The sequence below is a fragment of the Gemmatimonas sp. genome, from assembly GCF_041689975.1.
Taxonomy (GTDB): Bacteria; Gemmatimonadota; Gemmatimonadetes; order Gemmatimonadales; family Gemmatimonadaceae; genus Gemmatimonas.
Window position 1 is genome coordinate 1 of the sequence record NZ_JBDNFF010000338.1, and the last position, 15,766, is coordinate 15,766.

Genomic DNA, 15,766 nt, shown 5'->3' on the forward strand with positions numbered 1-15,766 from the left:
ATGTGCCGACGTCATGCTTTGGCGATACGGAGTACTTCGTGACCGGTGTGAATGCGCTGCCGGAGTAGCACGAGGTCCCGCTTCGCAGGCTTGCCCTACACTCTGTGGAGATCAAGATGAATCGCTTTTCGAAGTTCGCTACCGTTGCCGCCCTGGCGATGACGCCCGCGATGGTCAGCGCCCAATCGTCCGCCGTTGGTTTCGGTGTGAGCGGTGGTCTGTCCGTTCCGACCGGAGATTTGTCCGATGCGGTTGACGCCGGCTACACCATCGCCGGTCACATATTTCTGAAGCCCGCCTCGATGACGTCTCTTCGCTTCCGTGGAGACGTGAGCCTCGACAGCTATTCGTACAAGGGCAACACCAACGGCGACTTCCGCAGCCTCGGCTTCGTCGGCAACGCACTCTATGACCTCTCCGCCAGCGGCGGCGTGAAGCCGTACGTGCTCGGTGGGCTCGGTGGGTTTAATGGCAAGTCCTCCAGCAGCTCGGATAGCGACACGAACGTCGGCATTCAGGTCGGCGGCGGACTCAACTTCCAGCTTTCCGGCTTCTCGACGTTCCTCGAGGCGAAGTACGTGAACGTGTTCTCGGACGACAACAGCACGGGCTACATCCCGATCACGTTCGGCATCCGCTTCTAGACTTCGGCGGCGCGTGGCAAAAGACCCGGTATCTGCTTGGATACCGGGCCTTTTGTGCTTCAGGGGATACTGTTGGGCGATCCGTCCCGCCACCTTTCGAGTGTATGACAAATCAAACTGCCCCCATTGTCGTTGTCGGCGCCGGCGTTGCCGGCCTCGTGTGTGCGATCGAGCTCCATAGTGCCGGTCGCCCTGTGCTCGTGCTCGATGCTGAGTCGGAGGTGGGCGGGCGCGTGCGAAGCACGACCCGCGACGGCCTAGTGTTCGATCACGGCTTTCAGGTGCTGTTTACGGCGTATCCAACGCTACGCAGCTATCTCGATCTCGACGCCCTCGCGCCGCGCAAGTTTCTACCGGCGGCTCGTATCGTCCAAGGCGGTCGTGTCTCGCTCATCGGCGATGCGTTCAGCGATCCGTCGCTGCTGATCGACACCGTCATGGCGCGCGCCGTCCCGCTGGGTGACAAGCTGCGTCTGCTTGCCCTGCGCCGCTTCGCCCAGCAGCTCTCTGTCGACGAATGCTTCACGGCGCGCTTCGCCGGTGTGAGTACGCGCGAGTATCTCGCCTCGCGCGGCTTCAGTGCGACGGTGATCGATGGATTTTTTGCGCCGTTCTACGGCGGCATTCTGCTGGACCGTACACTCGCCACCAGCGCGTCGGTGCTGCTGTTCACGTTCAAGATGCTGGCCGAAGGCGATACCGTAGTACCCGCCACGGGAATGGGCGCGCTCACGAAGCAACTGGCCGCGCGACTGCCGCCGGGCATGGTACGCACCGGTGTGGGCGTACAATCGCTCACCGTGAATGACGGTCGCGTGAATGGCGTGGTGTTGGCCGGCGGCGACGTGATGCTCGCCGCGCAGGTCATCATGGCGACCGATGCGCCGGCTGCGGCACGGCTCGCGGCCACGGCCGGTGTGCAGATCGCCACGCCATCCGGTGCGCGCGGCACCACCACGCTGTACTTCACCACGAGCGGTGCCTCGCCGATCCCCGGACGGGCGCTCTGGCTCAATGCCGATGCATCGGCGGTGATCAGTCACGCCGTGACCGTGACTGATGTCGCGCCCGAGTACGCGCCGCGTGGCGTGTCGCTGATTGCGGCCAGTGCTGTGGGTGAGGCGGCCGATCGGTCGGACGCGGATTTGGAATCGGCCGGGCGTCGTGAGTTCGCGGCGATGGCCCGCGCCGCCGGCGATGCGGCCGCCGATGCCAAGGCCACCGCGCTCACGCGCGTGGCGGTCTGGCGGGTGCCCTACGCCCAGTTCGCGCAGCCACCGGGATGGCGGGAACACCGCCCCACAATCGCGTGTGGTATTCCAGGGTTGTGGCGTGCCAGTGAAGTCCTGCACTCCAGCTCACTCGAAGGTGCGGCGCGAGGTGGACAGGATGCTGCCCGGGCCGTGCTGCAGTCTCACTGACGCTTCGTTGACCTTCGCGAACTTTCCCGCCGGCCACCCACCACGCAAGAGCGTTTTCCCGTCTCAAAAACCCACACGAAAGCACGAAGAGCCCATTAAATGAGGTTGATCGTCGCGATTCATCGACGTGTATTCCCGATTGAGATTTTGCTGCTCTTCGCGTCTCTTCGCGTTCTCCGCGAGCTTCGCGCGAACCACCTGTTCTGATGTTCGTAAATCGTCTGTGTCAGCCCACGCCCAGCAGCCCCGCCACATCCGCCAGCCGATCAACCGTGACCACGGCGCCGGCGGCTCGCAGCCGTTCGGCCGACACGATCTCGGCGTACCCGATCACCGTCATGCCGGCGGCGGTGGCGGCCTGTACGCCGAGTGGGCTGTCTTCCACGACCACCGTGCGCGCGGGACCGAAGCCGAGTGCGCGTGCGGCGTGCAGAAAGAGATCGGGCGCGGGCTTGGGCTTGCCGACATCGAACGCTGAAAAACGCTTGCCTTCGAAGCGATCGAGCAGTCCGGTCTTACCGAGGGTGGTGCGCATCTTTTCGTGCTCACCGTTCGACGCCACGCCGTAGCGCATGCCGGCGGTATCGAGGGTGTCGAGCAGTGCGACGATACCATTCACGGGTTCGAGGTCGCGCTGCAGCGCCACGGTCACGTTGGTCGTGAAGCGAGAGAGCAAATCGATTGGCGGCGCGTGTCCCATCATTTCGGTCACGATCTCGAGGCAGCGCGGCATTGAATTGCCCATAAAAATGCCGAGCGATTGCTCCATCGTCATGGGCAGTCCGATCTCGGTGAGCAACAAGGCCCACGTGCCGTTCGAAATGCGTTCGCTGTCTACCAGTACGCCGTCGCAGTCGAAGATTACGCCATCGATAGCGCCAAGGATGGCGTGGCCGAGCAACTCAGCGGAGCGCAAGTTCATTGCCGTGCGGTGGGTCAACGGGCGTCAGACTTGCGCGTGCCTGCTCGAGCTGGCGTTGCACCGCGGCGGGGCCGGTGCCGCCATCGATATTGCGCGCGGCGAGCGACGCATCCACTCCGAGCGCGTCGCGCGCATCGGCGCCGAACAGTGCGTGGGCAGCCGTGAACGCTTCCATGGGCAGCGTGTCGAGCTCAATGCCGCCCTCTTCGGCCTGACGCACCAGTGAGCCGACGGCACCGTGCGCTTCGCGGAAGGTGGCGCCCTTCTTCACGAGATAATCGGCGAGGTCGGTGGCCATCATCGCGCTCGAGCAGGCCGCGCGCATGCGTGCACGCTCGAATCGCAACTCGGTAATCGCGCCGGCCATCGATGGCAACACCAGCAGGAGCAGGTCGATCGCGTTGAACAGGGCGCGCTTGTCGTCTTGCAGATCCTTGCTGTAGCCGCTGGGCAGTCCCTTGATGGTACCGAGAATCGACACCAGATCGCCAAGCACGCGCGCCCCCGAACCACGCGCCAGTTCGAACACGTCTGGGTTGCGCTTCTGTGGCATCATGCTGCTGCCGGTGGAAAAGCCGTCACCGAACTTCACGAAGCCGAACTCGCTCGTGCCGTACAGAATCATGTCCTCGGCCAGTCGCGAGCAGTGCGCCGCGGTCATGGCGCAGGCGAACAACGTTTCGGCCACGAAATCGCGATCGCCGGTGGCGTCGATGCTGTTGGCCGAGATGGAGTGAAAGCCGAGTGATTCCTTGAGTAACACACGCGATACGGGGAACGCGGAGCCGGCAATGGCGCCCGAACCCAACGGCATGACCGACGTGCCGCGCTCGGCGTTGGCGAAGCGCGTGCGGTCGCGCGACAGCGGCCAGAAGTGCGCGAGCAGCCAGTGTGTGCCACTCACCGGCTGGGCGCGCTGCAAGTGCGTGTACGCCGGGAGCACCGCACCGGTGAGTGTCTCGGCCTGCATCAGCAGCGAGTGCTGCAGCTCGGCGATCGCGGCATCCACGCGTCGACAGGCGTCGATGTTCCAGAGGCGCGATGCCGTGGCCACCTGGTCGTTCCGCGAACGTCCCGTGTGCAGCTTGGACGCGACTGCGCCCGCTTCTTCGTGCAGGAGTCGGTCGATCATGGTGTGAATGTCTTCGTCGGTCGCGACCGGCCGTGCGCCGTTTGCGATCCGCTGGGCCACGCGGTCGAGCCCCTGTTGCAGCGCGTCGCTTTCTTCACGCGTGAGCACACCGGCTTCCCCGAGCGCGAGCGCCCACGCCTTGGAGAGGCGCACGTCGTGCGGCCACAATCGAAAGTCGGTGCCGATAGAGCGATTGATCGCATCGAGGAGCGGCGACGGGCCACCGGCGAATCGACCGCCCCACAGCTTATGGGTTCCGGCTTCGGAAGTGCTCACGGCATACTCACGACAGAGTTAAAAGAAATGACGACGCGGCGAAATCTAGATGATCAGGCGCGGAGATACGCGCTCAACCGCTTCAGCACGCGCTCTCGCCCGTCGGTGGAGCGGCAGATAATGAGTACCGTGTCATCGCCGGCAATCGTACCGGCCACGTCGGGCCATTCGAGCTGATCGAGCGCTTCGGCCACGGGCTGAGCTCCCGACTTGATCGTGCGGGCCACCACCAGGACCTGCACGCCTTCCACTTCGGTGAGGAGCTGCGGGAGCATGCGCTCGAGCTGCGCGCGCTCCTCGTCGTCACCGCCGTGGTCGGGGAAGGCGTAGCGTGAGCGGCCCTGCGCGTCGAGGATGCGGGCCAGGCGTAGTTCGCGCAGATCGCGGGACAGTGTAGACTGCGTGACGTCCCATCCACGCTTGGCAAGCTGTCGTCGTAGATCGTCCTGGCTGGCCACGGTCGCGGCGGTGACGATCTCGCGGATAGCTTGGTGGCGCTGGTGCTTGTCGGACACGAGATGGACTCCTGCGAAACAGTTCGGCGCCGAAGCATGCGCGACCGGAAGGAAACAACGGGCCGCGTTTTCACGCAGCTGTGACATGCCGCCGATTGACAGCACGGCGATGCAAAATTATGCATTAATAGTGCATACTTTCCCGGACTTGCCGCAACTCCCAATCACGACCGTTATTGAACCCATCTACCGCGTCGGCGTCCTCGGCGCGAGCGGGTACTCGGGGCGTGAACTGTGCGCGCTGATCCTCGGCCATCCCAACCTCCGTCTCGCGTTCGCCACGGCCAACGGGCAGCGCGGCACCACCCTGCGCGTGAAGGCTGGCGGGCAGGTACACGCCATTCCCATGGTCGGTCCCGAAGAGGTCGATCTGGGAAGCGCCGATCTGGTGTTCGCGGCGTTGCCGCATGGCGCTTCGGCTGAGTGGGTGGCGAAGGTGATTGCCGCCGGGGTGCGCGTGGTCGACTTGTCGAGCGATCTGCGTCCGGGACACGGGGGGGCGGCGCCGGCGCCGGCGGGCGTGCCGCACGATGCGCCGTATGGCTTGCCCGAACTCTTTCGTGCATCACTGCATGGCGCGCGCGTGGTCGCCAATCCGGGGTGTTATGCGACCAGCGTTCTGGTCGCGCTCGCGCCCTTGGCGAAAGCGGGGCTGATCGCGCCGGGGGCAACGGTGAACATCTCCGCGGCCAGCGGCGTGAGCGGTGCCGGTGCGTCGCCCAAGCCGGAACTGCTTTTCGCTGAGGTGACGGAGAATTTTCGCCCTTACGGCGTGGCGAATTCGCATCGCCACCTGTTCGAGATGCGCGCCAGTCTGGCCGCCCTCGGTGCCGATTGCGATCTGCTGTTTACGCCGCACCTGCTGCCGGTCGAACGCGGGATTCTGTCTACCATCACGGTGCCGCTTTCGCGCTCGATCGAGGACGCGCTCGCTCCGTTTCGCGACATGTATGCCGACGAGCCGTTCGTGGAATTCACCGACGATCTCCCCGCGCTGGCCGACGTGCAGCACCGCAATGTGGTGCGCATCGGCGCCCGAATCCCGACCGGGGTGCGCACGCCGACGCTGCTGGTGTTCAGCGCGATCGACAACCTCGTGAAAGGCGCCGCGGGACAGGCGATTCAAAATGCAAATCTGATGTTGGCGTTGAAAGAGACGCTTGGGCTCATGAGATAACGGCGGAGTAGGGAGTCGGGAGTATGGGGTAGGGAACAGCAGGCCGCACTCCGCTCCTTCCACTCCCTACTCCCGACTCCTCACCCCGTACTTCGCAGGTATCGCACTACTCCCTACCCCCGACTCCGTACCCCTTACTTCTTCGCAATAAACAGATGTTTGTCATCAAACTCGGCGGTCGCACCCAAAACGATCCTGCGTTACCTGCAGCGCTCGCTGCGCTGTGGCGCGCGACGGACGGCGGCGTGGTAGTCGTGCATGGCGGTGGCGATCAGATCAGCGCGTTGCAGCGGCTGCGTGGTGAGGAGCCGGTGTTCGTGGGTGGTCGTCGCGTGACGTCCGATATGGCGCTCGAACTCGTGCGTATGGTGCTGTCGGGATTGGCCAACAAGCAGATGGTGTCGGCGTTGGTCGCGGCGGGTGCGCCGGCGGTCGGTATTTCCGGTGAGGATGCGGCGCTGCTGCGGGCGACGCCGATCGACGTGGCTACGTTCGGGCATTCGGGCACGCCGGCGGTGGTCGATCCGCGGTTGGTGCGCGCGCTGCTCGCGGCGGGATTTCTGCCGGTGATCTCGCCGGTGGCGGCGCGTGGAGCGGAGAGCGGGGCTGGCGCGTACAACGTGAACGGCGACGACGCAGCGGCGGCCATCGCGGCGGCGCTCGGCGCCGATGAACTGTTCCTGATGGCTGACGTGCCCGGCGTGCTCGACGGCAGCAAAGCTCTCGTGGCGCGCCTTACGCTCGATGAGGCGCAGGTGCTGGTCACCAGTGGTGTGGCAGGAGGCGGTATGGCCGCCAAGCTCGATGCCTGCGCGCAGGCGCTGGCCGGTGGTGTATACCGAGTGCGGATCGGCGATCTCGCCGCACTCACTGTTCCCGAGGCGGGAACCGCGATTGTTGCGCGCGTGGACGCAACGGATGCCGTCTCTTCCAGGTAGCTGCCCATGACTTCGACGATGCTCGCGCCCGCCCCGACCACCACCGCTGCGGCGCAGGCTTCGGCGTTGCCCGCCATTCTGGGAACGTACAAGCGACAGGCGCCGCTGTTCGTGCGAGGAGACGGCGTCTACCTGTTCGACGAGCATGGCAAGCGGTACCTCGACCTCGTGGCCGGTATCGCCGTCACGTCGCTTGGGCACAACGATCCGGGCGTGATGAACGCGTTGCAGGAAGTGATGGCCACGGGGCTCATTCACACGTCGAACCTGTATCGCACGGCGCCGGGTGAGGCGTTGGCGCAGTGGTTCGTGGATCATTCGTTCGCCAGCAGCGTGTTCTTCGCCAACTCGGGGGCCGAGGCCAACGAAGGCGCGTTCAAGTTCGCGCGTCGCTGGGGGAAGAGCACCGGGCACGACGCCAAGCACCATATCATCGCGGTGCGCGGTGCGTTCCATGGCCGCATGCCCGGCACGTTGGCGGCCACCGACCGTCCGGCGTATCGTCTGCCGTTCCGTCCGCTGATGGGTGGCGTGACGATAGTGGAGCGGGAACTCGAGGAGCTCCGCGCCGTGCTCGATCCACGGAAAGCGGCAGCGGTTATCGTCGAGCCGATTCAGGGCGAAGGTGGCGTACGGGTGCTCGATCCGGAATTCCTGCGCGGGCTCCGCGAGCTCACGCGTGAGCGGAATGTGCTGCTGATTCTCGACGAGATTCAGTGTGGACTGGGGCGTACCGGCTCGTTCTTCGCGTATGAGCAGATCGGTATCGTACCCGACATGCTCACCATCGCGAAGCCACTGGCCAACGGCCTGCCGATCGGTGCGATCCTGGTGAACGATGCCGTCGCGCGCGTGATGCAGCCCGGTGATCATGGCACCACGTTCGGCGGCGGTCCGCTGCTGGCGCACGTGGCACATCATGTCGTGCAGCGCTTGTCCGATCCAGCCATGCTGCAGCATGTGCGGGAGACCGGCGCGTGGTTCGGCGAGCAGCTGCAAGGCATCGCCGACCGCACCGGCCAGGTGCGCGCCATTCGCGGCAAGGGTCTCATGTGGGGCATGGACATGCATGAGCCGGCGGCGGCGATCATCGGACGCGCGTTCGAGAAAGGACTACTGCTGGTCAGCGCCGGCGAGCACACGTTGCGCTTCCTCCCGCCGCTGGTGATCACGAAGGCCGAACTTTCCGACGGGCTCGCGATCCTGGAATCAGTGATCCAGTCCTGAGTCGTCGTGTACATCCCCCGTTCATTCGCCGAGTCGGATCGCGACGTTCTTCACGAGTTCATCGAGCGCCATCCCCTCGGCGCGCTGGTGACGGCGTCGAGCGAGCACGGATTGTACGCCACGCACTTGCCCCTGCTGCTGGACCGAGGGCGTGGCGTGTTCGGCGTTCTGCAGGGTCATGTGGCGCGGGCCAATCCCCATCACGCCTTGGCGGCGAGCGGCGAGTCCGCGCTCGTGATCTTCAGTGGTCCCGAGGCGTACGTCACGCCGTCGTGGTACCCGGCGAAGCAGGAGCACGGCAAGGTCGTACCGACCTGGAACTACATCGCGATGCATGCCACCGGCGTACTGCGCTTCATCGACGATCGTGATTTCCTGATGGCGCATCTCGACCGCCTCACCGACCGGCACGAGGCGTCGCAGTCGCATCCGTGGGCGATGCACGACGCACCGCTGGAGTTTCTCGAGCCGCTCGCCCGTGCCGTCGTCGAGATCGAGATCACGTCGCTCGAAGGGAAGTTCAAGCTGAGTCAGAATCGGAGTGACACCGACGTACACGGCGTGATCTCGGGACTCGATTCCTCTCTGTCGGCCGACGATCATGCCGTGGCCAACGCGATGCGCGAACGCGTACGGCCGAATACGCCTCCGCGATAATATTTGCGCGGCCCCTAGTGCATTCACACCGGATGCACAATATTGCCGTCGCCTTCACGTGCCTCCGTGAACGGTGCGGGAGATTCACGCGGTGCGTTCGCGTGTCGTCATCCGCGAAGCGCACCGATCTCGCGTGGTTCGTTCACCGGCGGTGTTGCCCCTGTCCTGGCGCGTCGATCCGGCGACGTGCTCGAGGCCGGACAGGGCCGCCGGTGGTGCGGATGCCGGGTCCGGTGCAGCAGCGTGCAGCGAGTATAGCGCGTACTTTCCAGTATGCTCGTTACCAGATCGACTCTTCGTGCATCCGCGATTGCCGCGTCGATGCTGTGTGTGGCTCCCGCTGTCTCGCGGGTTGCCGCTCAGGCCGCACCGCCCACGCTCGTCGTACTGATCACCGTCGACCAGCTGCGTCCCGACTACCTCGACAAGTGGTCGTCGCAGTTCATTGGAGGTTTCGCCCGTCTGTTGAAGCAGGGTGCATTCTTCCGGAACGCGACGCACGATCACGCGACGACCGAGACCGCCCCGGGACATGCCACTCTCTGGTCAGGGCGCCACCCGTCGCATACCGGCGTGGTGTTGAACGAGATCGGCGTGCCCGATCCCCAATCGCCGCTGCTGCTCGGACGCGGCGGTGGCGCGTCGCCCTATCGCTTCCGCGGTTCGGCCTTGTTCGACTGGATCCGTACGGGTGATCAGTTCAGTCGGGCGCTCTCGGTGGCGCGCAAAGACCGCGGCGCGATCCTGCCGCTCGGACGGGCCAAGCAGTCGGTGTACTGGTATTCGGGCGACGGTCGCTTTACGACCAGCCGGTACTATGCCGACACGCTGCCGACGTGGGTGCAGCAGTTCAATGCGCGTGATTTTCTGAAGCCGTACCTCGGGGCCGAGTGGAACACGCTGCTTCCGGCGTCGCAGTATCCCGAGAAGGATTCCGTCGCCATCGAGAGCCAAGGCAAAGACTACGTCTTCCCGCACACGCTCACTGCCGACGCGCGAGCCGCCGGGTCGCTCTTCACCGAGTTCCCTTGGATGGATGAGGTCACGGTGGACATGGCGCTGGCCGGCGTCAACGCACTCGACCTTGGCAAGGGCCCGACGACCGACGTGCTTGCGGTATCGCTGTCCACCACCGATGGTATCGGTCACCGATTCGGCCCCGATTCGCGTGAGCTGCACGATCAGGTGCTGCGGGTGGATCGTATGCTCGGTCGACTGATCGATTCGCTGTATAAGCTGCGCGACTCCACGCGCATCGTGTTTGCGCTGAGCTCCGACCATGGCGTGTCGCCGCTTCCCGAGGTCGCGTTTCCCGGCGCCGATCCCAACCGCGGTCGCGTGAATCCGCAGCCGCTCATCGATGCCGCCCGTAGCGCGCTGGCGGCGCGGGGCGTGGAAGGCGATGCGCTGCTGTTGCAGGCGGGGATCGTGTCCCTCGATCGCCGCCGTCTGGCGGCGAAGGGCGTGAATGCCGACTCGGTGGTCACGGCGTTACGTGGTCGGCTGCTGGAGCTGCCCGGCATGCTGCGCGTGGATCGCGTGTCCACGCTGGCTGCTGCGGCCGCCAAGGGTGACGTGATTGCGCGGCGCTGGCTGCACTCGATTCCAGCCGACTTTCAGGCCGAGCTCACGGTGACGTTCAAGCCGGGCTACTACTGGTACACCACGCGCTACGCGACGCACGGTTCCCCCCACGAGCTCGATGCGCGCATCCCGATCCTGCTCATGGGGCCCATGGTGAAGCCGGGTCGGTACACCAAGCCGGTGTACTCGGTGGACATCGCGCCGACGCTGGCCGAAATGCTTGGCATCCCGCCCACGGAGAAAGTGGACGGACGCGTACTCACTGAAGCGCTGCGCCGGCCGTAGCTTTGACCGCCATGAGCATTCACCGCGCCTTCGATGAGCTGCGTTTCGGCGCGTCGCGTACGTTGAACCTGCGCGCGATGCAGCCGACGGCCTCGCAGGCGAGCACGCTCGCCGACTCCTGGCTTCGGCAGCAGCAAGTGCTCGGTGCCGACGAGGCGCTGGTGATCACGGGGCGCGGCAACAACAGTGTGGACGGCTACTCGCCGGTGCGCGAAGCGATCGTGAAGTTGCTGCCCTCGCTGCGGCGCCGGAATGTGATCACCGGATATGGCGAGCACACGCCGGGGTCGTTCGTGGTGGAGTTCGCGCCGGTACGCGCGTTGTTCGAAACACCGAAGCGCCGTCGGGAACGGGTGGTCGCGAAGCCGGTGCCGCCGTCGCTCGAGGCGCTCGACGAGGAAACGCTGCGTCAGCTGCGCGACCTTTCCGCGATCTCGCTGGCTGTGCTCGGGATCCAGTCGCCCACGGCGCGGCAGATCGAAGACGAAATGCAGCGCCAGTTCGCCGCCCTCAGTACGGCCCTTCCCGATGACGGGGACCGCGAAGCCTTGCTGCAGCAGGCACTGCTGCGCGCCGCCGAAGAGTACGAAGCGGGCTAGTTCTTTCATTCCACCGGAGTTCATGTCGTGTCCGTTTCTCGCACTACGGCACTGGCGATGACCAGTGCCCTCGCGCTCGCGCCGCCGCTGTCGCCGCCGCTCTCAGCACAGAGTCCCACCACGATGCCGGGGTATTCGCCGAGTGCCGCTGTCACACAGCGTCGGCTCGAGCAGGATGCCATTCAAGGGCCGCAGGCGACGCGGGCGCGGACGCATTCTGCGGCGTTGTCGAAAGAACCGCACGTGGCGGGCACAGCGGCCCAGAAGCGCACGGCCGATTACGTCATCGCGCAAATGAAGGCGATGGGGCTGGAGACGGAGCTGCGGACGTACGACGTATACCTGCCGCACGCGACCGGTGTGAAGATCACGCGCCTGGGGCGTGACACCGCCGTGCTCGACGTGCAGGAGCCTGATATTCCAGGTGACCCGGCCACGATGCTGCCACAGTATCTCCCGGTGAATGGCTACAGCGGTGCGGGTGTGGGCGAAGGCGAGTTGGTGTTCGTGAACTTCGGCCTGATCGAGGACTACGCGACGCTCGACTCGATGGGTGTCTCGGTGAAGGGCAAAGTGGTGTTGGCTCGTTACGGGCGGAGCTTCCGCGGGATCAAGTCTCGTGAAGCGGAGAAGCGCGGCGCGGTGGCGGTGCTCATCTACACCGACCCACTCGACGACGGTTTCGCGCAGGGCGATGTCTATCCGGAAGGCCCGATGCGTCCGTTGCGCGGATTGCAGCGCGGCAGTGTGTTCAACGGCACGGGAGACCCGCTCACTCCCGGCTACGCCAGTAAGCCCGGCGCTCCGCGTCTCAAGCCCGAAGACACGTCGTTATCGAAGGTGCCCGTCGTGCCGATCAGTGCCGCCAATGCGGAGGCGCTGCTGGCGCAGGTCCGCGGGACCGATATCCCGCGAAACTGGCAGGGTGGCCTGGCGCTGCGCTATCACGTGGGACCCGGACCGGTGCGTGTGCGTGTGGAGGTCACGACCGACGCGGCGACGGCCGGTACGAAGAAGATCTACAACACCCTCGGGTATCTACGCGGTAGTCAGTACCCGAACGAATACGTGTACATCGGCGCGCATCGCGACGCCTGGGGCCCCGGTGCGGGCGATAATGTGTCCGGCACCGTGAGCGTGCTGGAGGCGGCGCAGTCGCTTGCCGACCTGGCGAAGCGCGGCGACCGTCCCAAGCGGACCATCGTGTTCGCCACGTGGGACGCGGAAGAGTGGGGACTGGTCGGCAGCACGGAGTACGTGGAAGATGACTCACTGCGGCTTAAAGCGGGCGCGGTCGCTTACCTCAATCAGGACGTGTCGGCGCAGGGTTCACAGTTCGGCGGCGGCGGCTCGCCTTCCATGCGCGCGTTGCTGCGCGACGTCACCAGGCAGGTGCAGGATCCGCGTGGTCGCGGCACCGTGTACGAGACGTGGCGCGCGGCGACGGGCACGCGGACGGGTACCCGCGCCGACACGCTGGAGCCGCCGATGGGAGATCCGGGTGGCGGCAGCGACTTTGCCGGCTTCTACAATCACTTCGGGATTCCGATGGCCGACTGGGGCTTTGGTGGTCCGTCGGGCATCTACCACTCGGCGTACGATACCTTCAGCTGGATGGAGCGCTTCGGCGATCCGGGCTTCCAGTATCATGCCACCGCCGCCCGTATCGGCGCGGCCACTCTGCTACGTCTCGCGAATGCCCCGGTGTTGCCGTACGACTACGCCGAGTTCGCGCGCACGATGACGCGCTATGTCGCACCGGTGGAGCGTGGGCTCACACAGAAGGGGTGGAATGCGGGAGCCGTCGCGCCACTGTCCGCTGCCATCGTCCGTCTCGAGAGGAGCGCGACCGCGTTCGCGACGGTCCGCGACGCGGCGCTGGCGGGGTCTCTGGCGGCCGCGAGCGCTCCGGCGGCGCAGCTGACGGCCAACAGCGCCCTGTTGCGCGTTGAGCGCGCGCTGACGCGTCCGAGCGGTCTCAAGAGCCGTCCATGGTATCGCTCGCTGATTTACGCGTCGGATGTGGACAACGGGTACTCTACCATGAGTTTTCCTGGCATCAACGAGTCCATCCGCTACGGCACGCAGGCGGAGACGGTGGCCGAGATAAACGACTTGGCTGCGCGCTTCGGCGCGGCGGCCGATGCGGTGGACGCCGCGCGCGCGGCGCTGTCAGCCCCCCCGAAGCGCTGATCGTTCGGCTATGTACGATCTCACCGATCCGCGCTACGCGCGGCAGCTGGTGCTGAAGGGTTTCGGCCCAGCCGCGCAGGAACGGTTGGCGAACGGGCGCGTAGTAATCGTTGGTGCCGGCGGTCTCGGTTCACCGGCGGCGAGCTATCTCGCGGCGGCGGGCGTCGGCACGATCTCGTTGGTCGATACCGATGTCGTTGATGTCACCAACTTGCATCGGCAACTGCTGTACACCACGCCCGACGTGGGGCGGACCAAGCTCGATGTGGCTCGTGAACGTCTGCAGGCGATCAATCCGCAGGTGGTGGTGCAGACGCATGACACGCGTCTCACGGCGGCGAACGCCGCATCATTGGTGGCCGGGCACCATGTCGTGATCGATGCCACGGACAATTTTCCGGCGCGCTACGCGATCAACGACGCCTGCCTCGCGCACGGCATTCCTTTCGTGTACGGCAGTGTGGCGCGATTCGACGGGCAAGTCAGCGTGTTCGCGGCGCCGGGCGGCCCCTGCTATCGCTGCCTGTTCCCCGTGATGCCAGCGCCGGGCACGGTGCCTACGTGTGCTGAAGAAGGTGTGCTGGGCGTCGTGCCCGGTATCATCGGGTTGCATCAAGCCACGGAAGCGATCAAGCTGCTGGCTGCGATCGGCACGCCACTGGTGGGCCAGCTGATGCTGATAGATCTGTTGGCGCAGGATTCGCAACGCATCGCCGTCGCCACGCGTCGGGACTGTCCCGCCTGCGGCGACGTGCGCACTCCCTCATTCTCCTCCATGTCGATTCAGCATCTCAATCCAGCCGACGTTGCCTCGCTGCTCGCCGGTGACGACGCGACCACCATCATCGATGTGCGCGAACAGTGGGAATACGATCTGGTGCACCTGCCGCTCAGCACGCTCATTCCGCTCAGCACGCTGGCGTCCCGGGCGAACGATCTGGACCCGTCACGTTCGTACGCGCTGCTCTGTCATCACGGTATGCGCAGTGACATGGCCGCCAATTGGTTGATGCAGCACGGGTTCTCGCGCCTTATCAACATCGATGGCGGGATCGACGCGTGGAGTATGGACGTCGATCCGTCGTTGCCGCGCTACTGACGTCTTGCGCCGGGTCATTCCCGCGATGTCGAGTGTGTTCGCCAACGCGCTTGGGCTCGGCGCTGCCCTGGTCGCGGTCGGTGGTGCGGTCGCGAACCATTATTGGCGCGCCGCTGTGCGCATCCGGTTCGAAAGCGCGCATGCCCGTCGTTTCCGCTTTGATGCGCAGGGCATCGTGCACGGCGCGGCGGGTTTCACATGGTCCGCCCGCCAACACGACGGTGTTTCAAGGTGCGCGGTGCTACTGCTGCATGGCTTCAACGACACCGCACAGTCGATGACCTATCTGGGCACGCAGCTGCAGGCGCGCGGCTATACGGTGCGCGCCCCGCTGCTGCCCGGACACGGGACCCGTCTCGCGACCATGGCGAACGAGTCGCGCGCCGCCCGCTGGCACGAGGCGGTACTCGCCGAATACGATGCACTCGAGCGCGAATACGACAGCGTCATGGTGGTCGGTCAGAGCATGGGCGGTGCGTTGGCGCTGCTGTTGGCCACCGAACGACCGGGGCTTCCCGCGCTGGTCCTGTTGGCGCCGTACATCGGTATGCCGCGCTACTTGCAGTGGCGAGTGTTCGGGGCCTGGATCGCCCGTGTGGCGCTGCCGTATCTGAGCAGTGTGGGTGGTGAATCCTCAATTCACGATCCGGTGGCCCGCGCCGAGAGCCTCGGCCCCGGCATCGTCACCGCGCGAACGCTCACGGAGCTGCGTCGAGTGGCCGAGGATGCCGAAGCGGTGCTGTCACAGGTGTGCGTACCGACGCTGTACCTGCAGTCGCGAGAGGACAATCGCATCTCCGCGCACGACGCCGAGGCGCACTTTACTGCGCTCGGCAGCACTGACAAGCGCCTACGGTGGCTCACCGGGTGCGGGCACATCATCTCGGCCGACTTTTGTCGGGACGAGGTCGCATCGCTGACCGCCGACTGGTTGGACGCGTACCTGATCTGATCACGTCCACCGGCTTTCGGTGCCGACCAGGGCAAGGAGTGGCGTGGAGTCGCCGAACGGTCTGTCGTCGTGTGTTGCGGGAACCGGTCCGCCATACACAGGATTCGTCCCAGTCAGGAGTCTGCCTGCCGAAACGGACTGCCCT

14 protein-coding genes are annotated in these 15,766 nt (G+C 65.5%); 11 read left to right on the top strand and 3 right to left on the bottom strand.

Going from position 1 to position 15,766, the window contains the following annotated elements; genetic code table 11:
- Window positions 1-116 precede the first annotated feature (116 nt).
- Both ACESNG_RS19910 and ACESNG_RS19915 read left to right on the top strand, forming a co-directional pair.
- Window positions 117-644 (top strand): outer membrane beta-barrel protein, encoded by a 528-nt coding sequence (locus ACESNG_RS19910; RefSeq protein ID WP_373070538.1) that lies wholly within the window; start codon window positions 117-119, stop codon window positions 642-644.
- A 104-nt stretch (window positions 645-748) separates the two neighbouring features.
- Complete coding sequence (locus tag ACESNG_RS19915; RefSeq protein WP_373065342.1) at window positions 749-2,065, top strand: FAD-dependent oxidoreductase; 1,317 nt, start codon at window positions 749-751, stop codon at window positions 2,063-2,065.
- A gap of 226 nt (window positions 2,066-2,291) precedes the next feature.
- Here the strand turns inward: ACESNG_RS19915 and ACESNG_RS19920 are convergent, their stop codons facing one another.
- From ACESNG_RS19920 to argR, 3 genes are read right to left on the bottom strand one after another with little or no spacing between them, the layout of a single operon-like run.
- Window positions 2,292-2,987 carry an HAD family hydrolase gene (locus ACESNG_RS19920; RefSeq protein ID WP_373065344.1) on the bottom strand — a complete coding sequence of 232 codons (696 nt, stop codon included), beginning with the start codon at window positions 2,985-2,987 and terminating at the stop codon, window positions 2,292-2,294.
- Complete coding sequence (gene argH, locus ACESNG_RS19925; RefSeq protein WP_373065347.1) at window positions 2,968-4,395, bottom strand: argininosuccinate lyase; 1,428 nt, start codon at window positions 4,393-4,395, stop codon at window positions 2,968-2,970. The genes ACESNG_RS19920 and argH overlap by 20 nt, the downstream gene beginning before the upstream one ends.
- Before the next feature lie 53 nt (window positions 4,396-4,448).
- Window positions 4,449-4,910 (bottom strand): arginine repressor, encoded by a 462-nt coding sequence (gene argR, locus ACESNG_RS19930; RefSeq protein ID WP_373070540.1) that lies wholly within the window; start codon window positions 4,908-4,910, stop codon window positions 4,449-4,451.
- A 148-nt stretch (window positions 4,911-5,058) separates the two neighbouring features.
- Here argR and argC point away from each other — a divergent pair, with 148 nt between their 5' ends.
- The 9 genes from argC (at window position 5,059) to ACESNG_RS19975 (ending at window position 15,621) form a co-directional block, all read left to right on the top strand.
- Complete coding sequence (gene argC / locus ACESNG_RS19935) at window positions 5,059-6,087, top strand: N-acetyl-gamma-glutamyl-phosphate reductase (protein WP_373065351.1); 1,029 nt, start codon at window positions 5,059-5,061, stop codon at window positions 6,085-6,087.
- 155 nt (window positions 6,088-6,242) lie between these two features.
- The gene (gene argB / locus ACESNG_RS19940) at window positions 6,243-7,025 is read left to right on the top strand and encodes an acetylglutamate kinase (RefSeq protein ID WP_373065353.1); all 783 of its coding nucleotides are present in this window, start codon (window positions 6,243-6,245) and stop codon (window positions 7,023-7,025) included.
- 6 nt (window positions 7,026-7,031) lie between these two features.
- Entirely contained in the window at window positions 7,032-8,252 is a 1,221-nt protein-coding gene (locus ACESNG_RS19945; protein ID WP_373065355.1) for an aspartate aminotransferase family protein, read from the top strand.
- A 6-nt stretch (window positions 8,253-8,258) separates the two neighbouring features.
- Window positions 8,259-8,909, top strand: coding sequence for an FMN-binding negative transcriptional regulator (locus ACESNG_RS19950; protein ID WP_373070542.1), 651 nt, complete (start codon window positions 8,259-8,261; stop codon window positions 8,907-8,909).
- 273 nt (window positions 8,910-9,182) lie between these two features.
- Complete coding sequence (locus ACESNG_RS19955) at window positions 9,183-10,778, top strand: alkaline phosphatase family protein (protein ID WP_373065358.1); 1,596 nt, start codon at window positions 9,183-9,185, stop codon at window positions 10,776-10,778.
- A gap of 11 nt (window positions 10,779-10,789) precedes the next feature.
- Window positions 10,790-11,377 carry a hypothetical protein gene (locus ACESNG_RS19960; RefSeq protein ID WP_373065360.1) on the top strand — a complete coding sequence of 196 codons (588 nt, stop codon included), beginning with the start codon at window positions 10,790-10,792 and terminating at the stop codon, window positions 11,375-11,377.
- Between the two features lie 27 nt (window positions 11,378-11,404).
- Window positions 11,405-13,570 carry a M20/M25/M40 family metallo-hydrolase gene (locus ACESNG_RS19965; RefSeq protein WP_373065362.1) on the top strand — a complete coding sequence of 722 codons (2,166 nt, stop codon included), beginning with the start codon at window positions 11,405-11,407 and terminating at the stop codon, window positions 13,568-13,570.
- Between the two features lie 10 nt (window positions 13,571-13,580).
- The gene (gene moeB / locus ACESNG_RS19970; RefSeq protein ID WP_373065364.1) at window positions 13,581-14,669 is read left to right on the top strand and encodes a molybdopterin-synthase adenylyltransferase MoeB; all 1,089 of its coding nucleotides are present in this window, start codon (window positions 13,581-13,583) and stop codon (window positions 14,667-14,669) included.
- Between the two features lie 25 nt (window positions 14,670-14,694).
- On the top strand, window positions 14,695-15,621 hold the full coding sequence (locus ACESNG_RS19975) for an alpha/beta hydrolase (protein ID WP_373065366.1): 927 nt from the start codon (window positions 14,695-14,697) through the stop codon (window positions 15,619-15,621).
- Window positions 15,622-15,766: the final 145 nt, after the last annotated feature.

Coding starts and splice junctions, on each gene's coding strand:
- moeB (WP_373065364.1), top strand. CDS start 13,581: ATGTACGATCTCACCGATCCGCGCTACGCGCGGCAGCTGGTGCTGAAG.
- ACESNG_RS19960 (WP_373065360.1), top strand. CDS start 10,790: ATGAGCATTCACCGCGCCTTCGATGAGCTGCGTTTCGGCGCGTCGCGT.
- ACESNG_RS19910 (WP_373070538.1), top strand. CDS start 117: ATGAATCGCTTTTCGAAGTTCGCTACCGTTGCCGCCCTGGCGATGACG.
- ACESNG_RS19920 (WP_373065344.1), bottom strand. CDS start 2,987: ATGAACTTGCGCTCCGCTGAGTTGCTCGGCCACGCCATCCTTGGCGCT.
- ACESNG_RS19975 (WP_373065366.1), top strand. CDS start 14,695: ATGTCGAGTGTGTTCGCCAACGCGCTTGGGCTCGGCGCTGCCCTGGTC.
- ACESNG_RS19915 (WP_373065342.1), top strand. CDS start 749: ATGACAAATCAAACTGCCCCCATTGTCGTTGTCGGCGCCGGCGTTGCC.
- ACESNG_RS19945 (WP_373065355.1), top strand. CDS start 7,032: ATGACTTCGACGATGCTCGCGCCCGCCCCGACCACCACCGCTGCGGCG.
- argB (WP_373065353.1), top strand. CDS start 6,243: ATGTTTGTCATCAAACTCGGCGGTCGCACCCAAAACGATCCTGCGTTA.
- ACESNG_RS19955 (WP_373065358.1), top strand. CDS start 9,183: ATGCTCGTTACCAGATCGACTCTTCGTGCATCCGCGATTGCCGCGTCG.